The following is a 25,824-nucleotide window of genomic DNA, read 5'->3' on the forward strand; positions in this document are numbered from 1 at the left end:
TCTGCGAATAGCTCTGCGTAGGATGGGTGGAGTGCAGCGATACCCATCATCGGCGGTGGGTATCGCTGCGCTCCACGCCACCCTACGGAATTACGTCAATGCAGTACGCAGCTCGTTGGCGATGGTGGCCTGGTCCAGTTCCTGGCCGATCACCACCAGGCGCGTGCTGCGGGTTTCGTCGCTGCGCCAGGCGCGATCGAAGTGCTTGTCGAAGCGCTTGCCGACGCCCTGCACCAGCAGGCGCATGGGCTTGCCGGGGATGGCGACGAAGCCCTTGATGCGCAGCACGGCGTGGCGCTCGACCAGGGCATTCAACGCGTCGAGCAGGGCGCGTTCTTCCACTTCCGGCAGGTCGACGTGGAAGGAGTCGAACTCGTCGTGGTCGTGGTCTTCATGACCTTCGTGGTCGTGGTGGGTGGGGCGGCTGTCGATGTGCAGCTCGGCCTCGGCGTTCAGCCCCAGCAGTACCGAAAGCGGCAGCTGGCCGGCGCTGGCCTCGACGATCTTCACCGCTGGCGGCAGTTCCTCGGCGACGTGGGCGCGGACCTCGGCGAGGGTTTGGGCGTCGAGCAGGTCGGCCTTGTTCAGCACCACCAGGTCGGCGCTGGCCAGCTGATCTTCGAAGAGTTCGTGCAGCGGCGATTCGTGGTCCAGGTTCGGGTCCTGCTGGCGCTGCTCGTCCACCTGCTCGGGATGGGCGGCGAAGGTGCCGGCGGCCACGGCCGGGCTGTCGACCACGGTGATTACTGCATCGACGGTGCAGGCGTTGCGGATTTCCGGCCACTGGAAGGCCTGCACCAGCGGCTTGGGCAGGGCCAGGCCGGAGGTCTCGATGAGGATCTGGTCGAGGTCGCCACGGCGCGCCACCAGCTCGCGCATCACCGGGAAGAATTCTTCCTGCACGGTGCAGCACAGGCAGCCGTTGGCCAGCTCGAAGACGCGGCCGACCGCCTCTTCTTCGCTGCAACCGATGGAGCACTGCTTGAGGATTTCGCCGTCGATGCCCAGCTCGCCGAACTCGTTGACGATCACCGCGATGCGGCGGCCTTCGGCGTTGTCGAGCATGTGGCGCAGGAGCGTGGTTTTGCCGGCGCCGAGGAAGCCGGTGACGATGGTGACGGGGAGTTTGGCCAGGGTTTTCATGCGCGCCTCGCAAGCGGAAGTTGGAAGGCGGATGAAGGGCGCGCGCGCGGGTTCGCCGCGCAACGAAGGTCGCCACCGGATCACCCCGCCCGGTTGTGTGTTGATAACGAACCGGTTCTGGATCTCGCGAGCCAGAGCCAGGCAAGGCGGAGGATCGGCGGGGACGCGGAGTTGACTGTAGTCAATGAGCAGTCCACGGCGATCCTCCAACGCAGCATGGCCGACGCGCAGCAGATCGAAAACCCGTCACGAGGCAGGTCTCCTGGCTCACAGCCCTCGGGTGTCCCTTCGCCTTCCCGCCCGAATCGGCAGTGGCGCATGAAGAGACAGGCTGTTCACAGTTGCGGGGGCAGCCGTGGCGCATCCGAAGATTTCCACGTTCCCTCTTAGCTCCGGCCAGCGCCGGAGAACCTCGAAGGGAGGAAGGCTACGCAGGGCGGCCGGGGCGGTCAATCGCCGGGGATCGGTTGACGCTTGCAGGCCATCGTGATCAGCTAGCGCGGTTTCAGGTGTCTCGCGCCGCGCGCGCGAGGTGAAACGGGAAGCCGGTGCGTCCGCAAGGACCAGTCCGGCGCTGCCCCCGCAACGGTAAGCGCATCGAGGGTCGTCAGTAGCCACTGTGCCAAGGCATGGGAAGGCTGACCCATCCAGCGAGAGTCTTTCGCTGGCGTCGCAAGCCCGGAGACCGGCCTGGAATCCTGACATTTTGGCAACCCGCGGTGGGCGGGCGCAGGCCGTGGCGCGACCGTTCCGGCGCGTTCGAATGCGTTCAACCTCTGCGTTCTCTACTTTGATCTTCAGAGGGAACGTTCATGTCCAGCAGCACCCTGACGCACGCGTCGAGCACTTCCATCCCCCTTTCCAAGCGCATCAGCCTGGCCGTCGGTGCCAGCCTGCTCGGTGCGCTGCTGGTGTATTTCGCCGGCTTCTCGCACATCGACGCGGTGCACAACGCCGCCCACGATACGCGGCATAGCGCAGGCTTTCCCTGCCACTAAAGAACATCTGAGCGTCTGACGAAGGTAACGGCGTCTCGCCGGGTACTGCCCTGCGCGCTCGAAACGAGATTGTGGAGAAGGAAAAATGATCAAACGAATCGCCCAGACCGCCGGTTTCGCCGGTCTGATCGCCGCGCTGGTGCTCACCGTGGTCCAGCTGCTGTGGGTCTCCCCGCTGATCCTGAAAGCGGAAACCTACGAGAAGGCCGAGCCGGCCGCCGCGCTGGTCGAGGAACACGCCCATGAGCACGCCGATGGCGCTGCTGCCGGTCACCACCACGACGCGGAAGCCTGGGAGCCGGAAGACGGCTGGCAGCGCATCCTCTCCACCACCGGCGGCAACCTGGTGGTCGCGGTGGGCTTCGCGCTGATGCTGGCCGGCCTGTTCACCCTGCGTGAGCCGGGCAAGACCTCCGAAGGGCTGTTCTGGGGCCTGGCCGGTTTCGCCGTGTTCACCCTGGCGCCGTCCCTCGGCCTGCCGCCGGAAGTCCCCGGTACCGCCGCCGCCGACCTGAGCCTGCGCCAGACCTGGTGGATCGGCACCGCTGCCGCCACCGCCGCTGGCCTCGCGCTGCTGGTGTTCGGCCGCCACTGGGCGCTGCGTATCGTCGGCCTCGCGCTGCTGGTGGTGCCCCACGTGATCGGCGCGCCGCAACCGGAGGTGCATTCGAGCCTGGCGCCGGAAAGCATCGCCCACGAGTTCATCGTTGCCTCGCTGGTCACCAATGCGGTGTTCTGGGCCGCGCTGGGCCTGGTCGCTGCGTGGCTGTTCCGCCGCTTCGCGCCGTCGACCTGATACAGGCGTTATCCTCGACCCCGCAGCCGGCCCGGCCGGCTGCGGGGTTTTTATTTTGTTGTTGAAGGAGAGCGACCATGACGCTGGTTGCCGGCCTCGGTTGCCGCCGCGGCTGCCCGCTCGATGAACTGCGTTCCCTGCTGGGCGATACGCTGGCCGAGGCCGGGCTGGACGAGTCGAACCTCACCGCGCTGGCCAGTGCCACTCTCAAGGCCGACGAAGAAGGGCTGACGGCCCTGGCCGCCGCCCTCGACCTGCCGCTGGCGCTGTTCACCCCGCAACAGCTGGCCGCCTGCGAAAAACGCCTGGGCGAGCCCTCGGAAATGGTGCGCACGGCCACCGGCAGCGCCAGCGTGGCAGAGGCCGCCGCGCTGCTGCAGGCCGATGCCCAGGGCGGCGCGCCGGCACGTCTGCTGGTGGGCAAACGGCGCAGCGAACAGGCGACCTGCGCGCTGGCTTTCATTCCCGGCGAATCCGTACAGGAGCTGTCATGACCGTCTACTTCATCGGCGCCGGCCCCGGCGATCCCGAACTCATCACGGTCAAGGGCCAGCGGCTGATCCGCAGCTGCCCGGTGATCCTCTACGCAGGCTCCCTGGTGCCATCGGCCGTGTTGGAAGGGCACAACGCCGAGCGCGTGGTGAATACCGCCGAGCTGAACCTGGAGGAAATCGTCGCACTGCTGGCCCAGGCGAATGCCGAGGGCAAGGACGTGGCGCGGGTGCACTCCGGCGACCCGTCGCTGTACGGCGCCATCGGCGAACAGATTCGCCACCTGCGCGAGCTGGGCATCGCCTACGAGATCGTCCCCGGCGTCACCGCTACCTCGGCCTGCGCGGCGATCCTTGGCTGCGAACTGACCCTGCCGGATATCTCGCAGACGCTGATCCTCACCCGCTACGCCAGCAAGACGCGCATGCCCGAAGGCGAGTCCCTCGCCGAGCTGGCGCAGCACCGCGCGACCCTGGCGATTCACCTGGGCGTTGGCCAGTTGGCGAACATCGTCGCCGAACTGCTGCCGCACTACGGCGCCGACTGCCCCATCGCGGTGATCCACCGCGCCAGCTGGCCGGACCAGGACCAGGCCACCGGCACCCTCGGCGACATCCTGCCCAAGGCCGAGGCCAAGGGCTTCCGCCGCACGGCGCTGATCCTGGTGGGCAAGGTGCTGGGGGCGGAAGGGTTCGCCGATTCGTCGCTGTACAGCGCGGGGCATGCGCATCTGTATCGCCCCTAGGGTTGCTGCCTGGGGCGTTCGTCTTTGGTAGGAGCGGACTTCGTCCGCGATCGACTGGACGCCGCTCCGACATGCCATGGAGCTGGACCCACCCAATCGCGGACGGAGTCCGCTCCTACGCGGGTGCTTGGAGTTGGCGCAGGGCGAATAACCGTTTGCGGTTAGCCGCCATCCTGTTCGGGCAGGGATTCGACGGATAACGCCTGGGGGCGTTATCCGCCCTACGGGGTGCGCGGTGTCCGGTTGCGTCCGTCCGCGATCGACTTGACGCCACTCGGGCATGTCATGGAGTTCGGTCCGCTCCTACGCGGGGGGCTTGAAGTCGGCGTAGGGCGAATAACCGCTTGCGGTTATCCGCCATCTCGTTGGTGCGGGGCTTCGGCGGATAACGCCTGGGGCGTTATGCGCCCTACGGGTCGTGGTGCGGCGGCATCCCGTAGGAGCGAGCTTGCTCGCGAACAGGGATTCCCGGAGGCACCAGGGCTGGGCGGTTCGCGAGCAAGCTCGCTCCTACAGAAGAGCAGAGAGTCGCGAGGTTCAGGCCAGCCATTGCTCGGCGCGCGGCGCCAGGCCGCGGCGCAGGTACCAGCGCACCCACAGGTGCACGCCGAGCGCGGCGCACACCGTGAGCAGGATCATCAGGTTTTCCGTGTCCATGGCAGTCCCCTCGTCCGGGTTTCCTGCCTGACAGACTAAGCCTGCGACAAAGCGCCGCACAGATACAGATCGTTTCCGAATGTGCGGATCAGTCCTGCAGGGCTTTTCAGCCCTGCAGCGAATGGATGATCCGCCCGAGGGTTTCCATGGCCTGTTCGCTGGCCGTCGTCCACGGGTGGCCATAGTTCAGCCGCAGGCAGTGACCGAAGCGCCGCGTGGCGGAGAAGATCGGCCCGGGCGCCAGGCTGATGCCCTGGGCGTGGGCGAGCTGGAACAGCTTGAGCGCGTCGATCTGCTCGGGCAGCTCCAGCCACAGGAAGTAGCCGCCGCTGGGGCGGGTGACGCGGGTGGCGGCGGGGAAGTGCCGGGCCACGGCGGCGAGCATCGCGTGCTGCTGGCTTTCCAGGGCGTGGCGCAGTTTGCGCAGGTGGCGGTCGTAGCCGCCGTGCTGCAGGTAGTCGGCGATGGCTGCCTGGGCCGGCACCGAGGCCGACAGGCTGGTCATCAGCTTGAGCCTTTCGATCTGCTCGGCGTAGCGCCCGCCGGCCACCCAGCCCACGCGGTAGCCCGGCGCCAGGCTCTTGGAGAAGGAGCTGCAGTGCATCACCAGCCCTTCGCTGTCGAAGGCCTTCACCGGCTTGGGCGCCTGGGCGGCGAAGTACAGCTCGGCGTAGACGTCGTCTTCGATCAGCGGCACCTGGTGCTGCGCCAGCAGGCCGGCGAGGGCGCGCTTCTTGTCCTCGGCCATGCTCGCGCCCAGCGGGTTCTGGAAGTTGCTCATGAACCAGCAGGCCTTGATCGGCAGGCGCGCGAGACTGTCGGCCAGCACGTCCAGGTCGATGCCCTCGCGCGGGTGCACGGGGATTTCCACCGCTTTCAGCTTCAGGCGTTCGAGCACCTGCAGGCTGGCGTAGAAGGCGGGCGCCTCGATGGCCACCAGATCGCCCGGCTGGGTGACCACCTGCAGGCACAGGTTCAGCGCTTCCAGCGCGCCATTGGTGACCACCAGTTCTTCTACCGGCAGCGGCATGCCGCCGACCATGTAGCGCAGGGCGATCTGCCGGCGCAGTGCATGGCTGCCGGGGGCGAGGTCGGCGACCACCGAGCGCGGGTCCATGTCGCGCACCGCGTGGGCCATGGAGCGCGCCAGGCGCGGCAGGGGGAACAGCTCCGGTGCCGGGAAGGCCGAGCCGAAGGGTACGGTGTCGGGGTCCTTGATCGAGCTGAGCACCGAGAACACCAGTTCACTGACGTCCACCTCGGTGGTCTGCGCGTCGTGGCGGGCGATTTCCGGCTCGGCCAGGGCGCGCTGCACGTGCTCGCGGACGAAGTAGCCGGAGCGCGCGCGGGCGACGATCAGCCCACGATCTTCCAGCAGGTAGTAGGCCTGGAACACCGTGGAAGCGCTGACCCCGTAGGTGCGGCTGGCGTGCCGCACCGAGGGGACTTTCTGGCCGGGGGCGAGCACGCCGCTGCGGATCAGGCCGGCAATCTCGTCGGCGAATTTCTCGTAGCGCTTCATCTTGTCCTGCACGGCGGCCTGTGGGGCGGAAGAATCCGCCCACTCTAGGCGCTGCGCCGAGGTCACGCCAAGCTCCCGCGCCATGCTCAGCGCCTCGGCGAGACGAAGGTGCTGGCGGCGTCGATGGCCTCGTTGCCGTCCGCGACCCTGAAGTGCAGCGGTACCGAGCCACCGGCGCTGCTCGGCGCCAGGCTTGCCACCGAGACGGCGAAGTCGCGGATTTCGCCCGGCTGCAGCGTCAGCTCCGGCACGCCTTGCAGGCGGTAGCCGGCACCATCGGCGAGGCTCAGCTGGTAATGCTGCGGCTGCTGGGTCTTGTTGATCAGCTTGAGGTTGTAGATGTTCTCGATCTCGCCGGCGGCGTTCTCGCGGAACAGGCCGCGGTCGCGGGCCACGTCGAGGTTGATCAGCGGCCGCGCTTCCAGCGCCCAGACGAAGGCGCCGAGCATCACCAGCAGCACCGCCGCATAGCCGATCAGGCGCGGGCGCAGCAGATGGGTCTTGCCGCCTTCCAGCGCACTTTCCGAGGTGTAGCGCACCAGCCCGCGGTCGTAGCCCATCTTGTCCATCACCGAGTCGCAGGCGTCGATGCAGGCGGCGCAGCCGATGCAGGCGATCTGCAGGCCGTCGCGGATGTCGATGCCGGTGGGGCAGACCTGCACGCACTGCTGGCAGTCGATGCAATCGCCCAGGCCGAGGGCTTTGGGATCGGCGTCCTTCTTGCGCGCGCCACGGGACTCACCGCGCGCCGCGTCGTAGGAAATGATCAGGGTGTCCTTGTCGAACATCACGCTCTGGAAGCGCGAGTACGGGCACATGTGGATGCACACCTGCTCGCGCAGCCAGCCGGCGTTGGCGTAGGTGGCGGCGGCGAAGAAGGCGACCCAGAAGGCGCTTTCCAGGTCGAGGCTGAAGGTGAACAGGTCCGCCACCAGCGGCCGCACCGGGGTGAAGTAGCCGATGAAGGTGATCGCCGTGACCAGGCTGATCAGCAGCCAGAGGCCGTGCTTGGCGCCCTTGCGCAGGACTTTCTCCGCACTCACCGGACTCTGGTCGCGCTTGATGCGCTGGTTGCGGTCGCCTTCGGTGACCTGCTCGGCCCACATGAAGATCCAGGTCCACACGCTCTGCGGGCAGGTGTAGCCGCACCAGACGCGGCCGGCGAACACCGTGATGAAGAACAGGCCGAAGGCGGCGATGATCAGGATCGCCGAGAGCAGGATAAAGTCCTGCGGCCAGAAGGTCGCGCCGAAGATGTAGAACTTGCGCTCGGGCAGGTCCCAGAGCACCGCCTGGCGGCCGTTCCACTGCAGCCACAGGGTGCCGAAGAACAGCAGGAACAGCAGGCCGCCGCCCAGGCGCCGGAGGTCGCGGAAGCGCCCGGCGAAGCGCTTGGTATAGACCAGCGGTTTGGACGGCGGGGTGAAACGTTGCGGTGCGTCGATCTCGATGATCTTCGCTTGGATTCTTTCGCTCATTGTCAAAGCCCATCAGGCAGAAGAGGCGCCGCGACTGTACGAACCGCTCTGCACCCGAAACAGATTCAGGTTCGCCGGAAAAAACCATATCAGATGCGCCGATGCGCTCCGCGCCGCGTCGCTGCAGGGCTGGCGCCATACGTGAGGAAGCGGCTGATCGGGCCTGTTGCGGCAACCGGTCGCAGGCCCGCCGGGGCAGGGTCGGGACGCATCTGATCCGGTTTTTCCCGTGCGATCTGCCGCTGTTTTGCACAACAGCCGCCGGCCATAGTTCGGTCATCCCTGAAGTAGCGCGCTCGACGACAGAAGCAGGCCGCTACGCAACGATCCGAAGGTGGCCTGGCGATGTACCGATACGATGATTACGACCGCGCCCTGGTGCGCGAACGGGTGGCGCAGTTCCGTGACCAGGTGCAGCGGCGCCTGAGCGATGAGCTGAGCGAAGAGGAGTTCCTGCCGCTGCGCCTGCAGAACGGCCTGTACCTGCAGAAACATGCGTACATGCTGCGCGTGGCGATTCCCTACGGCACGCTGTCCAGCGAGCAGATGCGCACCCTGGCCTGGATCGCCCGCGAGCACGACCGCGGCTACGGCCACTTCACCACGCGGCAGAACATCCAGTTCAACTGGGTGGAGCTGGAGCGCGTACCGGACATCCTCGAGCGCCTGGCCGATGTCGAGATGCACGCCATCCAGACCTCCGGCAACTGCGTGCGCAACATCACCACCGAGGCCTTCGCCGGTGTTGCTGCCGACGAGTTCCTCGACCCGCGCCCGCTGGCGGAAATCCTTCGCCAGTGGTCCACGGTGAACCCCGAATTCCTCTTCCTGCCGCGCAAGTTCAAGATCGCGATCTGCGCCGCCGAGGAAGACCGCGCGGCGGTGATGATGCATGACATCGGCCTCTACCTGCGCCGCGCCGAAGACGGCGAGCTGCGCCTGAAGGTGCTGGTGGGCGGCGGCCTGGGGCGCACACCGCTGCTCGGCCAGGTGATCCGCGACGACCTGCCCTGGCAGCACCTGCTGTCCTACGTCGAAGCCATCCTGCGCGTGTACAACCGCTACGGCCGGCGCGACAACAAGTACAAGGCGCGGATCAAGATTCTGGTGAAGGCGCTGGGCATCGAGGCGTTCTCCCGCGAAGTGGAGGAGGAGTGGCAGCACCTGCGCGATGGCGAGGCGCAGCTGACCCTCGACGAGTACCAGCGCGTGGCCGCCGCCTTCGATCCGCCGGTCTACTCGGCCGCCGACGATCTCGCCTACGGCACGGCGCTGGCTGCCGACCCTGCATTCGCCCGCTGGGTCTCGCGCAACGTGCGCCCGCACCGCGTGCCGGGCTATGCCAGCGTGGTGCTGTCCACCAAGCCGGGTGCCGAGGCTCCGCCGGGGGATGCCACCGCCGAGCAGATGGAGCAGGTGGCCGACTGGGCCGAGCGCTTCGGCTTCGGCGAAATCCGCGTCGCCCACGAACAGAACCTGGTGCTGCCGGACGTGCGCAAGTCCGACCTCCACGCGCTCTGGCAGGAAGCCTGCGCGGCCGGCCTGGGCACGCCGAACCAGGGCCTGCTGACCGATATCATCGCCTGCCCCGGCGGCGATTTCTGCGCGCTGGCCAACGCCAAGTCGATCCCCATCGCCCAGGGCATCCAGCAGCGCTTCGAGGACCTCGACTACCTGCACGACCTGGGCGATCTCAGCCTGAACATCTCTGGCTGCATGAACGCCTGCGGCCACCACCACATCGGCAATATCGGCATCCTCGGCGTCGATAAGAACGGCAGCGAGTGGTACCAGATCACCCTGGGTGGCGCGCAGGGCGTGAAGAGCGCGCTGGGCAAGGTGATCGGCCCGTCGTTCAGCGCGGCCGAGGTACCGGATGTGATCGAGGCGTTGGTGCGCACCTACGTGGAGCAACGTGGCGCTGGCGAGCGCTTCGTCGAAACGGTCGAACGCATCGGCCTGGAGCCGTTCAAGGCACGGGTCTACCGCCAGGCGGAGGTGCCGGCATGAATAATCTGATCCGCCTGGTCGACGGCTTGGCCGAGCTGGCGCCGAACGATCCCTGGACGCTGGTGCGCGAAGTGCCGGAAGCGTTGCCGGAGGGCCATCTGATCCTGCCGCTGGAGTCGTGGTTGAGTGCCGCTCCCTGTAGGAACGAGGGGGACGCCATCGTCATTGCTCGCGAACAGGATGTCCAGGCAGCGCCGGAGCTGGACGGTTCGCGAGCAAGCTCGCTCCTACGAAGAGCCGGGGTGTGGTTGGGGCCGGACGATGATCCGCAAAAGCTGGTCGGCCGGTTCGACGAGCTGGCGCTGATCGCCATCGACTTCCCCAGCTTCCGCGACGGTCGCGGCTACAGCCTGGCCTACCTGCTGCGCAGCCGGCTGGGCTGGCGCGGCGAATTGCGCGCGGTGGGCGATGTGCTGCGCGACCAGTTGGCGCACCTGCGCCAGTGCGGTTTCGACGCCTTCGCGGTGCGCGAGGACAAGTCCGTGGAGGACGCCCTGAAGGGGCTGGCCGGTCTGAGCGTGCTCTACGGGCGCTCGGTGATCGAGCCGCGCCCGCTGTTCCGGCGCCGCTCCTAGGGCGCCGCTGCCGCGAGCGGCAAAGGCTGCAGCGGGTCGGCCAAGCTTGACGCTGTGCCGGGGCACAGGAAAAATGCGGGCATCATCCCCGGTGCCGCGTGCGCCGGGGTAACCCACGGATTCGAGTGACCCCCAGAATATGCGCATGCGCCTGATGCTGTTGGGTGGCGGTAATGCCCTTGGACAGGCGCTGATCCGCCTTGGCGCCGAGGAGGACATTGGCTTCCTCGCCCCCCGGCCGCCCGAAGAGGGCTGGGACGCTTCCAGCCTCACCGTCCTGCTGGACGAAACCCGCCCCGACGCGGTGATCAACCTCGCCTACTACTACGACTGGTTCCAGGCCGAGGCCGTCGATGCCGCCCGCCTGGCCAGCCAGGAGCGCGCGGTGGAGCGCCTGGCCGAACTCTGCCAGCACCACGAAATCCTGCTGATCCAGCCCTCCAGCTACCGCATCTTCGATGGCGCCCGCGCCACCGCCTACAGCGAGAAGGACGAGCCGCTGCCGCTGGGCCCCCGTGGCCAGGCGCTGTGGCGCATGGAGCAGTGGGTGCGGGCGACCTGTCCGCGTCACGTGCTGCTGCGTTTCGGCTGGCTGCTGGATGACAGCAGCAACGGTGTGCTCGGGCGCTTCCTCGAACGTGCCGAGAAGGAGCAGGTGCTGTTCCTCGCCGACGACCGGCGCGGCAACCCGACGCCGGTGGACGACGCCGCGCGGGTGATCCTCTCCGTGCTCAAGCAGCTGGACTGCCAGGCGCCGCTGTGGGGCACGTACCATTACGGCGGCCTGGAGGCGACTACCACCCTGTCCCTGGGCCAGGTAGTGCTCGGCGAGGCCCGCGCCTTCCGTGCCCTGGCCGTCCAGGAACCGAGCCCGCAGGCCCACGCCGCGCGCCCGGATGCCGGCGACGAACCGCAGCACGCGGTGCTCGCCTGCAAGAAGATCCTCCACACCTTCGGTATCAAGCCGCGCGCCTGGCGTGCCGGCCTGCCCGCCCTGCTGGACCGTTACTACCGCCATGTCTGATCGTCTCTCCCCTTCCGCGCAGCCCGTCCTCATCACTGGCGGCGCGGGGTTCATCGGTTCCCACCTGGCGGATGCGCTGCTGGCGCAGGGTTTTGCCGTGCGCGTGCTGGACGACCTGTCCACCGGCAAGCGCGAGAACCTCGATCCCCGCGTCGAGCTGATCGTCGGCGACGTCGCCGATGCAGCCGCGCTACGCGGCGCGGTGAGCGGCTGCCAGGGTGTCGTGCACCTGGCGGCCATCGCTTCGGTGCAGGCTTCGGTGGAGGACCCGGTCGGCACCCACCGCGCCAACTTCATCGGCACCCTGAACCTCTGCGAAGCCATGCGCCAGGAGGGCATCCACCGGGTGCTGTTCGCCTCCAGTGCGGCGGTCTACGGGCAGAACGGCGAAGGCAGCGCCATCGACGAGGACGTGGTGAAGGCGCCGCTGACGCCCTACGCCGCGGACAAGCTGGCCAGCGAGTACTACCTGGACTTCTATCGCCGCGAGCACGCGCTGGAACCGGCGATCTTCCGCTTCTTCAACGTCTACGGCCCGCGCCAGGACCCGTCCTCGCCGTATTCCGGGGTGATCAGCATCTTCGCCCGGCGCGCCGAGCAGGGCCTGCCGATCATCGTGTTCGGCGATGGCGAGCAGACCCGTGACTTCATCTTTGTCGGCGACCTGGTGAAGCTGCTGGTGACCGCGCTGCTGGCCGATGAAGTGGCCGAGTCGGCGATCAACGTCGGCCTCGACCAGTCCACCAGCCTCAACCAGTTGCTGGCCGAGATCGGCAAGCTCACCGGCGGCCTGCCGCCGATCACCTACCAGCCGGCGCGCCATGGCGACATCCGCCACTCCCGCGCCGACAACCGCCGCCTGCAGCAGCGCTACAGCCTGGATGCGCCCACGCCGCTGGCCGAAGGCCTGGCCCAGCTGATCACCACCAGGGTTTGTTGACTGCGAGGTAGAAGACGCTGGCCAGCGCTCCCAGGGCCAGCGCGCTGAGCAGCGCCTTGAGCGGCTTCGAGGCGCTGCGCAGGGCGAACGCCGCCAGCACGATGTAGAGCACCAGCAGGCCGATCTTCACCTGCAGCCACACCGGCAACGGCCAGGGCATCGCCAGGTGCACCAGGCCCAGGGCGCTGAGCAGCAGCAGGGTATCGATCAGATGGGGCAGGCCGCGCTGCCAGCCCGAGGGGCGCTTGCCCCACCAGCTCAGGCCCAGTCTCAGCAGGAAGAGCACGGTGCTGATGATGGCGAGGCTGACGTGCAGTGCTTTGAGTTCGAGGTACATAGCGGTTCCCTGACAATGAAAAAAGGCGCCCTTGGGCGCCTTTTCACGTTTGCTCCGTCAGAAACGGTAGCCGAAACCCACCATGTAAACCCAGGGGTCGACGTCAACGTTGACTTTGGTCTTCTGCACGCCCAGGGCGGACGGACCGTTGACGCTGGCCTTGGTGTCGATGTCCATGTACCAGACCGCGGCGTTGACGAAGGCATGCTCGTTGAGCATGTAGTCCATGCCCAGTTCGGCGGCCAGGCCCCAGGAATCCTGCAGCTTCAGGTTGCTGAAGCCCTGGTCCTTGCGGTTGCTGGCCAGGTCTTCGTCGAAGAAGGTGGTGTAGTTGATACCCAGGCCGCCGTAGGGCTGGAAGGCGGAGCTGGTACCACCCATGGGGTAGTACTGCAGCAGCACGGTGGGCGGCAGCTGCTTGATGTCGGCCAGCTTGCCGTCCAGGCCGCTCAGGCCGGTGGCCTTGTTCAGGCCCTTGACGTCGACCTGGTGCTTGAACGGGGTAGCGGCGACCAGCTCGATACCGATCTTGTCGGTGAGCAGGTAGCTGAAGGTCAGGCCCAGCTGGGTGTCGCTGTCGACGGTGGCCTTGGTGCCGCTGACCTTGGTGCCGTCGAGCTTGACGTTACCGCTGCTGTCATCCGGCGCTACGGTGGCGATACCGCCACGCACGATGAAGTCGCCAGCCTGGTGGCCGCGGATGTCGGCGGCCTGGGCTGCGATCGGCGCTGCGACGGCGAGGGAGAGAAGCGAGGCGGTGAGCCAGGACTTACGCATGATGAGCTCCAATATCTCTTTGGTATAAGTGTTGGTGCTCAGAATAGTAGAGAGCGCTAAAAGCGCTCTTTTGACCTGGCTCAATAAAGCCCTCAGGCTTTGTGGGAATCCGGGGTGCGGCAAAGCGCCGCGGCCGATCACTGCCCGGTGTATTCGTAGGGTTCGATGCTACTGGCCTGTATCTGGTAGCCGGCGTCGGCGAGGTCGCTTTCCACCGCCTTCACGCTCAGCCTGCCGATGATCCAGAACGGCTGGTAGAGCTCGTCCACTTTTACGCCCTTGCCGCCTCGAACATAGACGATCTGGTTCGACGGCGGTGCTGGGACGTGGATGCAGGCACCGTAATAGGGCACCAGCAGGAAGTCGCGCACCGTCTGGCCGTCTTCCTCGACTTCCAGGGGCACGATGTAGCCCGGCATCTTCACTTCCTGGCCGTCCAGCTGCTGGACCACTGGGGCGTTGGGTATCTGCTGCTTCACTGCCGGGCCACTCTCCGAATTGAGTACATCGGAGAGCTTGGACATGTCGTGCAGCGGCACCGGCGGCGGGGGCGGCGGCGCGCCCTCGGGGATCAGCTCGGGCCAGGTCAGCTCGCGCGGCGCTGCCCAGACGGCGGCGCTGGTGAGCATCAGCAGGAGAAACAGCAGGCGGCGCATGAGGTTTTCTTTCATTGGGCTGGCTCGCAGGGGGCTGGCTCAGAGACGGATCGACAGGCCATCGGCCAGGGACTGCCGATAGGCGCGCCAGGCCGGCACACAGCCGATCAGCAACGCGGCCAGGAGTATGCCGCCCAGCAGTGACCATTCATAGGCGCTGGGCAGCGCCAGGGGCAGGAAGATGCCGTAGTTCGCCTGCACGTAGGCCTGGCTGCCGGCGATGCCGGCGTAGAGCAGCCCGACGCCCAATGCCACGCCCGCCAGGGCCAGGGCGAAGGCCTCGGCCACCAGCAGGCCGAAGATGTGCCAGGGCCTTGCGCCCACCGAGCGCAGGATGGCCATTTCGCGGCGGCGTTCGTTGAGGCTGGTGAGGATCGCCGTGAGCATGCCGATCAGGCCGGTCAGCACGACGAACAGCGAGACCACGAACAGCGCTTTCTCCGCCGTGCCCATCAGCCCCCACAGCTCCTGCAGCGCCACGCCCGGCAGGATCGCCATCAGCGGCTCGCCGTCGTATTCGTTGATCTGCCGCTGCAGGGTGAAGGTCGCCACCTTGCTCTTGAGGCCCAGCAGGAAGGCGGTGATCGCCTTGGGCTGCAGGTCCATGCTGCGCGCCTGGTCCTCGCTGATGCGGTCGGCACCACGGGCGGGGACGCCGTTCTTCCAGTCGACATGCAGCGCTTCCATACCCTGCAGCGAGATGTGCAGGGTGCGGTCCACCGGCGTGCCGGTGCGCTTGAGGATGCCAACCACGGTGAAAGGCTTGTCGTCGTGCTTGACCAGGCTGATGGTGCTGACGCCGTGGGCCAGGACGATGCTGTCACCCAGCTTGTAGTGCAGGGCCTGCGCGACTTCGGCGCCGAGCACCACGTCGAACAGGTCCTGGCCGAACGGCCGGCCCTCGGCCAGTTCCAGGGTCTGCCCGCGACCGAAGCGGTAGTGCTCGAAATAGCCGGTGTCGGTACCCATGACGCGGTAGCCGCGGTGCGAGTCGCCCAGGGAAATCGGGATCGCCCACTTCACCAGCGGGCTGTGGGTGACCGTCTCGTAGCTTTCCCAGCGGATGTTGTTGGTGGCGTTGCCGATGCGGAACACCGAGTAGAGCAGCAGGTTCACCGAGCCCGAACGCGCGCCGACGATCAGGTCGGTGCCGGAAATGGTGCTGGCGAAACTGGCCTTGGCCTCGGTGCGCACGCGCTCCACCGCCAGCAGCAGGCAGGCGGAGAGGGCGATGGCGAAGATCGTCAGCAGGGCGGTGAAACGGCGGTTGGACAGGCTGGCCAGTGCCAGGCGCAACAGGTACATGCTCAGATTCCCGGAGCGCGGGCGGCGCGGTTGAGGTCGGCGAGCGAGACGCTGCGGTCGAACAGCGGCGCCAGGCTCTGGTCATGGCTGACGAACAGCAGGCTGGCTCCGGCCTCGCGGCATTCGGCGAACAGCAGCTCCAGGAAGGCCTGGCGGGCGTCGGCGTCCAGCGCCGAGGTGGGTTCGTCGGCGATCACCAGTTCCGGCTGGCCGATCAGCGCACGGGCGGCGGCTACGCGCTGCTGCTGGCCGATGGACAGGCTGTCGGCGCGGCGTTCGATCAACGTCGCATCGCCCAGGCCCAGGTGCTTCAGCAGCGCCTCGGCGGCCTTGGCCACGCTGCCGTGGCGCAGGGTCGCGCGCTCGGCGCGGCTGCGGGAGAAATGACAGGGCAGCTCGACGTTCTCGCGCACCGAGAGAAACGGCAGCAGATTGAACTGCTGGAAGATGTAGCCGGTGTGGTCGACGCGAAAATGATCGCGGCGCGCCGACTTCATCTGTGCGATGTCCTCGCCCAGCAGCTTCACGCTGCCGCGCTGCGGGCGCTGCACGCCGCCGAGCAGGCCGAGCAGGGTGGTCTTGCCGCTGCCGGACGGGCCCTTGAGGAACAGGGTTTCGCCACGGGCCAGGGTGAAGGCGGGGATGTCCAGCAGTTCCGCCTGGCGGGGCCAGGCGAAACCGAGGTTGTCGAGTTCGAGCAGTGCGGTCATTTCAACGGGTCGGGAGTCAGAATTTCAGGGTCGGGTTGGCAGCGGTCAATTCTGCACCTTGCTGGCCGCTTGGGCCGATCAGTTGTACCTGAATCTTCTGAGTGGCCGGGAAGCGTTTGAACAGCGGCGCGAAATCGAGGCTGGCGAGATCCTGCGGCTGGGCGCAGGTCAGCTGGTAGTGGGCGTCGATGTCGGCGTGGTGGTGGCCTTCGTGCTCGTCGTGGTCGCCGTCGGTGTGCTCGTGATCATGGTCGTCGTCGTCGGCCTTGGCCGCGTCGCCGAACAACGGGCTGGACAGCTCCACCGACTGCACGCTGCACTGGGCCGAGGCGGGCAGGTTGAGCAGTTGCAGCGGCTGCTTGAGCTGGGCCTGGACGGTGGCGACCGTGGCCTTGTCGGCCTCGCTGGTGGCGGCGTGCTCGAAGCCGACGAAGTTCATCGCCGGGCTGTCCATCTCCAGCTCCAGGGTCTTGCCATCAAGGGCGACGTTGAGCTGGGCGACGCCATGCTCGTGCTTGCCGAGGCTGCCGTGTTCATGTTCGTCGTGGGCTTGGGCGGCCAGCGGCAGCAGGGCGACAGCGAGGAGCAGGGGGCGCATGGGGAAACTCCGGACCAATGAATGATTTTGTTACGTTATAACAGGTTGAAAATTAACGCCAGCTTAAGCCGCATTTGGCGTCGTGGCGAGGGCGTGGGAGCATGCGCGAAAGGCCGCGAGGAGAAGGGCGATGCTGAGAATCAAGGGCACCATCGGCGACTGGCCGGTGGACCTCTGCGTAGAAATGGACGACGCCGACTGGGCGAAGCTGGCGCAGAACCTGCCGGCCACTGCAGTGGCGCCGGTGGCCGCTGCCACGCCTGCGCCGGTGTCCAGCGGACCGTTGGATCAGCTGTGGCTGGCCGCGCAGGACCTGTTGCGTCGCAGCGGCAGCAGCGACGGGCCGCAGCTGCTGGACGAACTGGCCGCACTGGCGGGCAGCTCGGGCGCGGCGAAGGGCTTGCTGGTGCGCCTGCGGCACAGTCCGAAGGTGAAGATCGAGGTGCGCGACGGCGTGCAGGTGTTCAACTGGGTGGCGGAGCAATAGCCCAGGGGATGCTCTGGTAGGGCGCATAACGCGCCAGCGCTATCCGCCGCAGGGTTTGTGGCGGATAACCTGTTCCAGGTTATGCGCCCTACGCGATTACGGAGTCTTTGTAGGAGCGAGCTTGCTCGCGAATCGCCTCGCAGCGGGGCCGGGTTCGCGAGCAAGCTCGCTCCTACAGTCTGCTCCGGCGCATACGCGCCAGCGCCATCTGCTCTGCGGAGTCGGGTGGTTCTTCGCTCGGTTCGGCCCTCACCCTAACCCTCTCCCAGGGGGAGAGGGGACTGGTCGGAGCAGGGTGAGACCACGGTGCCAGTCGGACGGTCTGCCCCCTCTCCCTCAGGACCGGGTTGAGGGAGACACCGGCACGGATCTATCCAGGCGAAGGCACTCGCCACAAAGAAAAAAGGGCGCCTCGCGGCGCCCTTGTCGATCAATACAGCAGGTTCGCCAGCTTGCGCCGGTAGGCGATCACCAGCGGGTGGTCGTTGCCCAGCAGGTCGAACACCTGGACCAGCGTCTTGCGCGGCAGGTCTTCGCCGTAGCTGCGGTTGCGCACGAACAGCTTGAGCAGGGCGTCCAGCGCTGCCTCGTACTGCTGGCGGGCCAGTTGCTGGACGGCCAGCTGGTAGGTGGCTTCGTCGTCGTTGGCGCCGGCGGCCAGGCGGGTCTTCAGCGTGGCGGCGTCGGGCAGGTCGGCAGCCTGGCGCAGGAAGGTCAGCTGGGCCTTGGCGGCGGCCAGCGCCTGCTTGTGGTCGTCGCTCTTCACCGCATCGAGCACGGTCTCGGCTTCACCCAGCTCGCCGCGCTCGGCGAGGCAGCGGGCGTAGAGGATCAGTGCCGCGGCGTTGCTGTTGTCCTCGCCCAGCAGTGCCTTGAGTTGCGCCTCGGCTTCGGCGAAGCGGCCTTCGTTGAACGCAGCCTGCGCCAGTTCCAGCGGGTTGCCAGCGGCCGGGGCGGGCGGCTGGACGTGCTGTTCGAGCGTCTGGCGGATCGCCGATTCGGGCTGCGCACCGGCGAAACCATCCACCGGCTGGCCGTCCTTGAACAACACCACGGTGGGCAGGCTGCGGATGCCGAAGCGCATCACGATGTCCTGCTCGACGTCGCAGTTGACCTTGGCCAGCAGCAGCTCGCCCTGGTAGGACTCGGTGATCTGCGCCAGCAGCGGCATCAGCGCCTTGCAGGGCGCGCACCAGTCGGCCCAGAAGTCCACCAGGACCGGCTTGTGGAAGGAGTTCTCGATGACGACCTGATCGAAGTTGGCGATGCTGGCGTCGAAGATGTAGGGCGTATCGCTCATGGGAAATCTCGAATCGAGTGGGGCGATGAAGGTGGTTGCCACTATAAGTGGGGGCGCGCCTGGACGGAAACAACCTCACGGCTGGCACCGGGTATGAGCAGAGCGCGGACGTAGGATGGGTGGAGCCTAGGCGATACCATGCTGTCGGCGCGGCGGTCGATGGGTATCGCTGCGCTCCACGCCATCCTGCGAAAAAGCGCCCTGCGAGAACGTCACGCGCGAATGGCGTGATACAGGCTCACATGGCGGAATTCGGCCGGCTCGGCCAGGTCCGGCCAGGTACAGCCGTCGAGAATCCCCAGGCGCTGGTACAGCGGATGGCTGAAGTCGCGGACCCGTGAATCGGCCACCAGCGCTTCGCGGCCACGGCTGAGGAATTCGTCCAGCAGCGGCAGGTTGGCGCGGTCGTAGAGCACGTCGGCGACGATGATCAGGTCGAAGCGGTCCTCTTCCTGGAAGAAGTCCGCCGAATAACTCAGCTCCACGCCGTTCAGCTCGGCGTTGGCACGGCAGGCGTCCAGCGCCAGCGGGTCGAGGTCGCAGGCCACCACTTCGGCGGCGCCGGCCTTGGCCGCGGCGATGGCGGCTATCCCTGATCCCGCGCCGAAATCCAGTACGCGCTTGCCGCGTACCCAGTCGGGCTGCTCCGCCAGCCAGTGGGCGAGTACCAGGCCGCTGGCCCAGCAGAAGCACCAGTAGGGTGGGTCTTCGAGGATGCGCCGGGTCTCGTCGGGGCTGAATTCGCGATCCATGTTCTGCGCATCGATCAGCCACAGGCGGATGTCGGTGCCGGGCAGGGCCTCGGCGCTCAGGCGCGCGTCGCCGAGCAGCTCACCCAGGGCTTTCTGCAGGGACAGCGGTGGCGTCACGGCGCGCGCTCCAGGCGCAGTTCGCCCAGGGCGCGGTTGTCCGGCTGGGTGATGCGGATGGGCGACAGGCGCCAGGCCAACTGGCCGGACTGCGAGACGCGGCCGTGCAACTCGACGCGGGCACCGGAGGGAAAGGATTGCGGGTTGAACACCACGCGGAACGGCAGGGCCTGGCCGGTGGCGGTGAACTTCTCGCTGGAAAGCAGCTGCTGCGGACGGTCGCGCTGGTCGATCACCAGCAGCGCCAGCTCCACTTCGCTGCCCGCCGGCAGGAAGCCCTGGGCGCTGCTGAGCTGGCCGGTAAGGGCGCGCAGGTGCGCCGGCACCGGTTCGTCCAGCGCGGACGTGGCTTTCTTCGTGACGGCGACCGGCTGGGTAACCGGCGCGGGTTTCTCGCTGGCGCAGGCGGCCAGCAGCAGGGGGAGGGACAGGCAGAGCAGGCGGGCGAACATGGCGGACTCCATCGCGGCAGGTTCCAGGCGGGCGCCTGTATAGCCTAATGCCTGCGGCCTGTCTCGTGGGAGCGGGGTTTATTCGGCCAGACGATGCGCTACCATGAGCCTCTTACTCCTTCCTTCGACAAGACAGCCCAAGACTCGCCATGCACTGTCCTTTCTGCGGCGCCCACGACACCAAAGTCATCGATTCGCGCCTGGTCGCCGAGGGCGACCAGGTTCGCCGGCGCCGCGAGTGCCTGGCCTGCGGCGAGCGTTTCACCACCTTCGAGACCGCCGAGCTGGTGATGCCGCGGCTGATCAAGCAGGACGGCAGCCGCCAGCCCTTCGACGAGGACAAGCTGCGTGCCGGCATGCAGCGCGCGCTGGAGAAGCGCCCGGTGAGCATCGAGCGGCTGGAAGAGGCGCTGGCGCACATCAAGCACAAGCTGCGCGCAACCGGCGAGCGCGAGATCAAGTCGCGGGTGCTGGGCGAACTGGTGATGGCCGAGCTGCAGAAGCTCGATGAAGTCGCCTACATCCGTTTCGCCTCGGTATATCGCCGCTTCCAGGACCTCAACGAGTTCCGCGAGGAAATCGAACGCCTGGCCCGCGAGCCGTCGAAAGGATGAATGAGGTGGACGAGCTGTGGATGGCCCGCGCCATCGAACTGGCGCGCAAGGGCTGGTACACCACCCATCCCAATCCCCGCGTCGGCTGCGTCATCGTCCGTGACGGCGAGGTAGTCGGCGAAGGCTGGCACGTACGCGCCGGCGAGCCCCACGCGGAAGTCCACGCCCTGCGCCAGGCCGGCGACAAGGCCCGTGGCGCCACCGCCTACGTCACCCTGGAACCCTGCAGCCACTTCGGCCGCACGCCGCCCTGCGCCGATGCGCTGGTCGGTGCCGGCCTCGCCCGCGTGGTCGCGGCCATGCAGGACCCGAATCCGCAGGTCGCCGGCAGCGGCATGCGGCGCATCGACGAAGCCGGTATCGAGACCCGCAGCGGCGTGCTGGAGAATGAAGCCCGCGGGCTCAACGTTGGCTTCCTCAAACGCATGGAAACCGGTCTGCCCTTCGTCCGCGTCAAGCTGGCGATGAGCCTGGACGGCCGCACCGCGATGGCCAGCGGCGAGAGCCAGTGGATCACCGGCCCGGCCGCGCGCCGTGCCGTGCAGCGCCTGCGTGCGCAGTCCAGCGTAGTGCTCTCCGGCGCCGATACCGTGCTGACCGACGACGCCCGCCTCACCGTGCGCGCGGATGAGCTGGGCCTGGATGCCGAACAAACCGAGCTGGCCTCCCAGCGCCAGCCGTTGCGCGTGCTGATCGACGGCCGCCTGCGCGTGCCGCTGACCGCCACCTTCTTCCAGGCCGGCCCGGCGCTGGTGGTGAGCACCCAGGACGATGCCAACTACGCCGTGGTCGGCCACGAGCTGCTGAATCTTGCCGGCCTCGACGGCCAGGTCGACCTCATGGCGCTGCTGGCCGAACTCGGCCGCCGTGGCGTCAATGAAGTGCTGGTGGAAGCCGGCCCGCGCCTGGCCGGCGCCTTCGCCCGCCTGGGGCTGGTGGACGAATACAGCATCTTCATGGCGCCCAAGCTGCTCGGCTCCTCCGCGCGCCCGCTGCTCGAGCTGCCGCTGGAGCGCATGAGCGAATCCCGCGAGCTGAAAATCGTCGACATCCGCGCCGTGGGTGACGACTGGCTGGTCACCGCCCGACCGCTGTGATGGCGCGCTGGCGCTGCGATTGCGGGCTCGCCGGCGGGTGCGCAGCGATCAATAGGAAGCTTCCGACTTGCGCCGGCCTGTGGTAAAACGCCACACGCGGTCGACGCTGTAACGACCGCGATTGACGTTCTCAGGGCGGGGTGCAAGTCCCCACCGGCGGTAATGACGCGCAATGCGTCTAGCCCGCGAGCGCCTGTCCAGACCGGTTCGCCGGATGGCCAGGGTCAGCAGACCCGGTGTGATTCCGGGGCCGACGGTCATAGTCCGGATGAAGAGAGAACGGGATGAGCCATCGGGGCGTGCCTGCGCGCGCCCGTGAAATCCCTTCGATCGAGACGCCCTGTTTCTAACCCAAACAGGAGTTCGCCACATGCACCATCATCTTTCCCAGTTGGCTACGCGGCCCTGCCGGCCAGCGGCCTTCGCCGTGCGGGAGGCCCCATGTTCACCGGCATAATCGAATCCATCGGCAGCATCGCTGCCATCACCCCGAAAGGCGGTGACGTACGCCTGTACGTGAAGACCGGCAAGCTCGACCTCGCCGACGTCAAGCTGGGCGACAGCATCGCGGTCAACGGCATCTGCCTGACCGCGGTGGAATTGCCCGGCGACGGCTTCTGGGCCGACGTCAGCCGCGAGACCCTGGCGCGCACCGCCTTCGCCCAGTTGAAGATCGGCAGTCGGGTGAACCTGGAAAAGGCCCTGACCCCGACCACCCGCCTGGGCGGCCACCTGGTCAGCGGCCACGTCGACGGCGTCGGCGAGATCGTCAAGCGCGAGGAAAACGCCCGCGCCATCCAGTTCACCGTGCGTGCGCCGCGCGAGCTGGCCAGGTACATCGCGCTCAAGGGCTCGATCACCGTGGACGGCACCAGCCTGACGGTGAACGCGGTCAACGGTGCCGAGTTCGAGCTGACCATCGTCCCGCACACCGTGCAGGAGACGATCATGGCCGACTACCGCGGTGGTCGCCTGGTCAACCTCGAAGTCGACCTGCTTGCGCGCTACCTGGAGCGCCTGCTGCTGGGCGACAAGGCAGCGGACCCGGTTGCCGGCTCCGGCGGCATCACCGAAGCATTCCTGGCCGACAACGGCTTCATGAAACACTGAAAAGGCTCGTCCCCGTATGGCACTCAACAGCATTGAAGAACTGCTCGACGACATGCGTCAGGGCAAGATGGTCATCCTCATGGATGACGAGGACCGCGAGAACGAAGGCGACCTGATCATCGCCTCCGAGTGTGTCCGCACCGAAGACATCAACTTCATGGCCCGCTTCGCCCGCGGCCTGATCTGCATGCCGATGACCCGCGAGCGCTGCGAGCGCCTCGGCATCCCGCTGATGGTGCAGCGCAACGGTTCCGGCTTCGGCACCAAGTTCACCGTTTCCATCGAGGCCGCCGAAGGCGTCACCACCGGCATCTCCGCCGCTGACCGCGCCCGCACCGTGCAGGCCGCCGCGGCGAAGAACGCTGTGGCCGCCGACATCGTCAGCCCTGGCCACATCTTCCCGCTGATGTCCCAGCCCGGTGGCGTGCTGGCCCGCGCCGGCCACACCGAAGCGGCCTGCGACCTGGCGCGCATGGCCGGCTTCGAGCCGTCCGGGGTGATCTGCGAGATCATGAACGACGACGGCACCATGGCCCGTCGTCCGGAGCTGGAAGAGTTCGCCCAGCAGCACGGCATCAAGATCGGCACCATCGCCGACCTGATCCACTACCGCCTGATCCACGAACGCACCGTCGAGCGTCTCGCCGAGCAGCCGCTGGATACCGAGCTGGGCCAGTTCAACCTGATCACCTACCGCGACTCCGTGGAAGGCGACGTGCACCTGGCGCTGACCCTGGGCAACGTCTGCCCGGAAGAGCCGACCCTGGTGCGCGTGCACAACCCCGACCCGCTGCGCGACCTGCTGATGGTCAACCAGGCGGGTCGCTGGAGCCTGCGCGCGGCCATGGCCAAGGTGGCCGAGGCCGGCACCGGCGTGGTCCTGCTGCTGGGCCACCAGGTCGGCGGCGACGACCTGCTGGCGCATGTGCGCGAGATCACCAACACCCCGGCGCCGGCGCAGAAGCCGACCACCACCTACAGCACCGTGGGTGCCGGTTCGCAGATCCTGCGCGACCTGGGCGTGCGCAAGATGCGCCTGATGTCGGCACCGATGCGCTTCAATGCGATATCCGGTTTCGACCTGGAAGTTGTAGAATACCTGCCCGCTGAATGAACCTCGCCGCCGTGCCCTGGCACGGCGGTGCCGTTCTTCTACCCTATTTGCGGAGCGCCACTGTGACGCTCCGGCTCTTTAACAGTGAGACTTGTCCATGACCCTGAAGACCATCGAAGGTACCTTCATCGCCCCCAAAGGCCGCTTTGCCCTGGTGGTTGGCCGCTTCAACAGTTTCGTGGTGGAAAGCCTGGTGGAAGGCGCCATCGACGCGCTGGTACGTCACGGCGTTGCCCAGAGCGACATCACCGTGATCCGCGCGCCGGGCGCCTTCGAAATCCCGCTGGTGGCGCAGAAAGTCGCCCAGCGCGGTGAGTTCGACGCCATCATCGCCCTCGGCGCGGTGATCCGTGGCGGCACCCCGCACTTCGAATACGTAGCTGGCGAGTGCACCAAGGGTCTGGCGCAGGTTTCCCTGCAGTTCGGCGTGCCGGTTGCCTTCGGCGTGCTGACTGTCGACTCCATTGAACAAGCCATCGAGCGCTCCGGCACCAAGGCCGGCAACAAAGGCGCCGAAGCTGCCCTGTCCGCCCTGGAAATGGTGAGCCTGCTGTCGCAGCTGGAGGCCAAGTGAGCACCCAGGACGGCAACAACACCCCGGCCAAGCCCGCCAAGCCGAACAAGATCGCCATGCGTCGCAAGGCCCGCAGCCTCGCGGTGCAGGCCCTGTATTCCTGGCAGATGGCCGGCCAGCCGCTCAACGAGATCGAGGCGACCTTCCGTACCGACAACGATTTCAGCGATGTCGACGGCGCCTACTTCCACGAGATCCTGCACGGCGTACCGCGCCTGAAGACCGATCTGGACGAGGAGTTCACTCCCTGCCTGGACCGTGCCCTGGAAGAGATCGACCCGGTGGAGCTGGCCATCCTGCGCCTGGCCACCTACGAGCTGCGCAACCGCCTGGACGTGCCGTACAAGGTCGTCATCAACGAAGGCATCGAGCTGGCCAAGACCTTCGGCGCCACCGACGGACACAAGTTCGTCAACGGCGTGCTGGACAAGCTCGCTCCGCGCCTGCGCGCCGCCGAACTGCGTGGCGCCAAGCGCTGAGGCATGGGTGAGTTCGAGCTGATCCGTCGCTACTTCGCCTCGGCCGCCTGTGCGGCCGGCGGCGAGGCAGTGGCCCTGGGGATCGGCGACGACTGCGCGCTCCTCGCGCCCAAGGCCGGCGAACAGCTGGCCATTTCCACCGATACCCTGGTCGTCGGCGTGCATTTTCCCGCCGCCTGCGATCCCTTCCTGCTCGGCCAGCGCGCCCTGGCGGTGTCCGCCAGCGACCTGGCAGCCATGGGCGCATCACCCATCGGCTTCACCCTGGCCCTGACCCTGCCCGAAGCCGATCCGGCCTGGCTGGAAGGCTTCGCCCGTGGTCTGAACCAGAAAGCGCAGGAATGTGCGCTGGCGCTGATCGGCGGCGACACCACCCGTGGCCCGCTGGCGATGACTGTCACCGTGTTCGGCGGCGTGCCCGCCGGGCAGGCGCTGACCCGCGCCGGTGCGCAGCCGGGCGACCTGCTCTGCGTCGGTGGCCCGCTGGGCGAGGCGGGCGGGGCGTTGCCGCTGGTGCTGGGCGAGATGACGGCCGAGCCGGCCGTCGCCGAGCCGCTGCTGGCGCGCTACTGGTCGCCGCAGCCGCAGCTGGACTTCGGCCAGGCGTTGCGCGGCAAGGCCAGTGCAGCGCTGGATATTTCCGATGGGCTGCTCGCCGACTGCGGGCACATTGCCCGCGCCTCGGGCGTTGCGCTCATCGTCGAGGCCGAAAAACTGCCCGCCAGTCCTGCGCTGCAAGCCCTGCTCGGCGCCGAGCGCGCCCTGCAGCAGAAGCTGGGCGCGGGCGACGACTACGTGCTGGCCTTCACCCTGCCGCCCGAGCACCTGCCGGCACTTTCCGCGAACTGGCCGCAACTGTGCGTGGTCGGTAGGGTGGAAACCGGTTCCGGCGTGCGCGTGCTAGATGCTGCGGGCGTCGATATCACGCCGCGTCAGGGCGGCTACCTGCATTTCATGGAGTGACC

Annotated in this window: 28 protein-coding genes and 3 riboswitches; of the genes, 16 read left to right on the top strand and 12 right to left on the bottom strand. The window is 67.4% G+C overall.

The features are described from left to right. Positions 1-90: 90 nt before the first annotated feature. Entirely contained in the window at positions 91-1,143 is a 1,053-nt protein-coding gene (gene cobW, locus HNP46_RS24175; protein WP_184594026.1) for a cobalamin biosynthesis protein CobW, read from the bottom strand. 235 nt (positions 1,144-1,378) lie between these two features. After that, positions 1,379-1,573: riboswitch (cobalamin riboswitch) on the bottom strand. A 60-nt stretch (positions 1,574-1,633) separates the two neighbouring features. Beyond that, positions 1,634-1,851, top strand: a riboswitch (cobalamin riboswitch). Positions 1,852-1,955: 104 nt separating this feature from the next. Here cobW and HNP46_RS24180 point away from each other — a divergent pair. The 4 genes from HNP46_RS24180 to cobM all read left to right on the top strand — a co-directional run bounded on the left by HNP46_RS24180 (position 1,956) and on the right by cobM (position 4,174). After that, positions 1,956-2,141, top strand: a complete 186-nt coding sequence (locus tag HNP46_RS24180) for a CbtB domain-containing protein (protein WP_024764032.1) — start codon at positions 1,956-1,958, stop codon at positions 2,139-2,141. A gap of 85 nt (positions 2,142-2,226) precedes the next feature. Further along, the gene (locus HNP46_RS24185; RefSeq protein WP_184594028.1) at positions 2,227-2,937 is read left to right on the top strand and encodes a CbtA family protein; all 711 of its coding nucleotides are present in this window, start codon (positions 2,227-2,229) and stop codon (positions 2,935-2,937) included. Between the two features lie 77 nt (positions 2,938-3,014). After that, a complete protein-coding gene (locus tag HNP46_RS24190) occupies positions 3,015-3,431 on the top strand; it encodes a cobalamin biosynthesis protein (RefSeq protein ID WP_184594029.1) in 417 nt (138 codons plus the stop codon). Then, positions 3,428-4,174, top strand: coding sequence for a precorrin-4 C(11)-methyltransferase (gene cobM / locus HNP46_RS24195; RefSeq protein WP_184594031.1), 747 nt, complete (start codon positions 3,428-3,430; stop codon positions 4,172-4,174). Before HNP46_RS24190 ends, cobM begins: the two co-directional genes overlap by 4 nt. 763 nt (positions 4,175-4,937) lie before the next feature. Here the strand turns inward: cobM and mapR are convergent. Both mapR and ccoG read right to left on the bottom strand, forming a co-directional pair. Further along, positions 4,938-6,353 (bottom strand): GntR family transcriptional regulator MpaR, encoded by a 1,416-nt coding sequence (gene mapR, locus HNP46_RS24200; RefSeq protein WP_184594155.1) that lies wholly within the window; start codon positions 6,351-6,353, stop codon positions 4,938-4,940. Positions 6,354-6,439: 86 nt separating this feature from the next. After that, entirely contained in the window at positions 6,440-7,831 is a 1,392-nt protein-coding gene (gene ccoG / locus HNP46_RS24205) for a cytochrome c oxidase accessory protein CcoG (RefSeq protein WP_184594033.1), read from the bottom strand. A gap of 345 nt (positions 7,832-8,176) precedes the next feature. Between ccoG and HNP46_RS24210 the strand changes: the two genes are divergently transcribed. The 4 genes from HNP46_RS24210 (at position 8,177) to HNP46_RS24225 (ending at position 12,380) form a co-directional block, all read left to right on the top strand. Next, positions 8,177-9,841, top strand: a complete 1,665-nt coding sequence (locus HNP46_RS24210) for a nitrite/sulfite reductase (RefSeq protein ID WP_184594035.1) — start codon at positions 8,177-8,179, stop codon at positions 9,839-9,841. Then, a complete protein-coding gene (locus tag HNP46_RS24215; protein ID WP_184594037.1) occupies positions 9,838-10,416 on the top strand; it encodes a DUF934 domain-containing protein in 579 nt (192 codons plus the stop codon). Before HNP46_RS24210 ends, HNP46_RS24215 begins: the two co-directional genes overlap by 4 nt. A gap of 139 nt (positions 10,417-10,555) precedes the next feature. Then, positions 10,556-11,440, top strand: coding sequence for a sugar nucleotide-binding protein (locus tag HNP46_RS24220; protein WP_184594039.1), 885 nt, complete (start codon positions 10,556-10,558; stop codon positions 11,438-11,440). Next, positions 11,433-12,380, top strand: coding sequence for an NAD-dependent epimerase/dehydratase family protein (locus tag HNP46_RS24225; RefSeq protein ID WP_184594041.1), 948 nt, complete (start codon positions 11,433-11,435; stop codon positions 12,378-12,380). Before HNP46_RS24220 ends, HNP46_RS24225 begins: the two co-directional genes overlap by 8 nt. Here the strand turns inward: HNP46_RS24225 and HNP46_RS24230 are convergent. The 6 genes from HNP46_RS24230 to HNP46_RS24255 form a co-directional block, all read right to left on the bottom strand. Continuing rightward, positions 12,361-12,717, bottom strand: coding sequence for a SirB2 family protein (locus tag HNP46_RS24230; protein WP_184594042.1), 357 nt, complete (start codon positions 12,715-12,717; stop codon positions 12,361-12,363). The two genes, HNP46_RS24225 and HNP46_RS24230, sit on opposite strands and share 20 nt — an antisense overlap. Positions 12,718-12,774: 57 nt before the next feature. Beyond that, positions 12,775-13,494 (bottom strand): OmpW/AlkL family protein, encoded by a 720-nt coding sequence (locus HNP46_RS24235; RefSeq protein ID WP_184594044.1) that lies wholly within the window; start codon positions 13,492-13,494, stop codon positions 12,775-12,777. A 137-nt stretch (positions 13,495-13,631) separates the two neighbouring features. Then, the gene (locus HNP46_RS24240) at positions 13,632-14,150 is read right to left on the bottom strand and encodes a DUF3299 domain-containing protein (RefSeq protein ID WP_184594046.1); all 519 of its coding nucleotides are present in this window, start codon (positions 14,148-14,150) and stop codon (positions 13,632-13,634) included. A 39-nt stretch (positions 14,151-14,189) separates the two neighbouring features. Further along, entirely contained in the window at positions 14,190-15,455 is a 1,266-nt protein-coding gene (locus HNP46_RS24245; protein WP_184594049.1) for an ABC transporter permease, read from the bottom strand. Between the two features lie 2 nt (positions 15,456-15,457). Beyond that, the gene (locus tag HNP46_RS24250; RefSeq protein ID WP_184594052.1) at positions 15,458-16,165 is read right to left on the bottom strand and encodes an ABC transporter ATP-binding protein; all 708 of its coding nucleotides are present in this window, start codon (positions 16,163-16,165) and stop codon (positions 15,458-15,460) included. A gap of 16 nt (positions 16,166-16,181) precedes the next feature. Beyond that, entirely contained in the window at positions 16,182-16,763 is a 582-nt protein-coding gene (locus tag HNP46_RS24255) for a DUF2796 domain-containing protein (protein ID WP_184594054.1), read from the bottom strand. 130 nt (positions 16,764-16,893) lie between these two features. Between HNP46_RS24255 and HNP46_RS24260 the strand changes: the two genes are divergently transcribed. Then, positions 16,894-17,250, top strand: a complete 357-nt coding sequence (locus tag HNP46_RS24260) for a hypothetical protein (protein WP_184594056.1) — start codon at positions 16,894-16,896, stop codon at positions 17,248-17,250. A gap of 430 nt (positions 17,251-17,680) precedes the next feature. Here the strand turns inward: HNP46_RS24260 and trxA are convergent, their stop codons facing one another. The 3 genes from trxA to HNP46_RS24275 form a co-directional block, all read right to left on the bottom strand. Further along, on the bottom strand, positions 17,681-18,550 hold the full coding sequence (gene trxA, locus HNP46_RS24265; protein ID WP_184594059.1) for a thioredoxin: 870 nt from the start codon (positions 18,548-18,550) through the stop codon (positions 17,681-17,683). A 212-nt stretch (positions 18,551-18,762) separates the two neighbouring features. Then, positions 18,763-19,419, bottom strand: a complete 657-nt coding sequence (locus tag HNP46_RS24270; protein WP_184594061.1) for a class I SAM-dependent methyltransferase — start codon at positions 19,417-19,419, stop codon at positions 18,763-18,765. Then, positions 19,416-19,871, bottom strand: a complete 456-nt coding sequence (locus tag HNP46_RS24275; protein ID WP_409372455.1) for a YbaY family lipoprotein — start codon at positions 19,869-19,871, stop codon at positions 19,416-19,418. Before HNP46_RS24275 ends, HNP46_RS24270 begins: the two co-directional genes overlap by 4 nt. A 149-nt stretch (positions 19,872-20,020) precedes the next feature. On the opposite strand from HNP46_RS24275, the gene nrdR reads away from it, so the two are divergent. The 7 genes from nrdR (at position 20,021) to thiL (ending at position 25,822) form a co-directional block, all read left to right on the top strand. After that, a complete protein-coding gene (nrdR, locus tag HNP46_RS24280) occupies positions 20,021-20,485 on the top strand; it encodes a transcriptional regulator NrdR (RefSeq protein ID WP_184594065.1) in 465 nt (154 codons plus the stop codon). Further along, positions 20,482-21,582: a bifunctional diaminohydroxyphosphoribosylaminopyrimidine deaminase/5-amino-6-(5-phosphoribosylamino)uracil reductase RibD gene (gene ribD, locus HNP46_RS24285; protein ID WP_184594067.1), complete on the top strand. Its 1,101-nt coding sequence runs from the start codon at positions 20,482-20,484 to the stop codon at positions 21,580-21,582. Before nrdR ends, ribD begins: the two co-directional genes overlap by 4 nt. Before the next feature lie 122 nt (positions 21,583-21,704). Next, positions 21,705-21,867, top strand: a riboswitch (FMN riboswitch). 156 nt (positions 21,868-22,023) lie between these two features. After that, positions 22,024-22,692 (top strand): riboflavin synthase, encoded by a 669-nt coding sequence (locus tag HNP46_RS24290; RefSeq protein ID WP_184594069.1) that lies wholly within the window; start codon positions 22,024-22,026, stop codon positions 22,690-22,692. A gap of 16 nt (positions 22,693-22,708) precedes the next feature. Further along, positions 22,709-23,806: a bifunctional 3,4-dihydroxy-2-butanone-4-phosphate synthase/GTP cyclohydrolase II gene (ribBA, locus tag HNP46_RS24295; protein WP_184594071.1), complete on the top strand. Its 1,098-nt coding sequence runs from the start codon at positions 22,709-22,711 to the stop codon at positions 23,804-23,806. A 97-nt stretch (positions 23,807-23,903) separates the two neighbouring features. Continuing rightward, entirely contained in the window at positions 23,904-24,380 is a 477-nt protein-coding gene (gene ribH / locus HNP46_RS24300; protein WP_015475395.1) for a 6,7-dimethyl-8-ribityllumazine synthase, read from the top strand. Beyond that, the gene (nusB, locus tag HNP46_RS24305; protein WP_184594073.1) at positions 24,377-24,859 is read left to right on the top strand and encodes a transcription antitermination factor NusB; all 483 of its coding nucleotides are present in this window, start codon (positions 24,377-24,379) and stop codon (positions 24,857-24,859) included. The genes ribH and nusB overlap by 4 nt, the downstream gene beginning before the upstream one ends. A gap of 3 nt (positions 24,860-24,862) precedes the next feature. Further along, on the top strand, positions 24,863-25,822 hold the full coding sequence (gene thiL, locus HNP46_RS24310; protein WP_184594075.1) for a thiamine-phosphate kinase: 960 nt from the start codon (positions 24,863-24,865) through the stop codon (positions 25,820-25,822). Positions 25,823-25,824: the final 2 nt, after the last annotated feature.

It is taken from the genome of Pseudomonas nitroreducens, from assembly GCF_014204515.1.
Classification (GTDB): domain Bacteria; phylum Pseudomonadota; class Gammaproteobacteria; order Pseudomonadales; family Pseudomonadaceae; genus Pseudomonas; species Pseudomonas nitritireducens_A.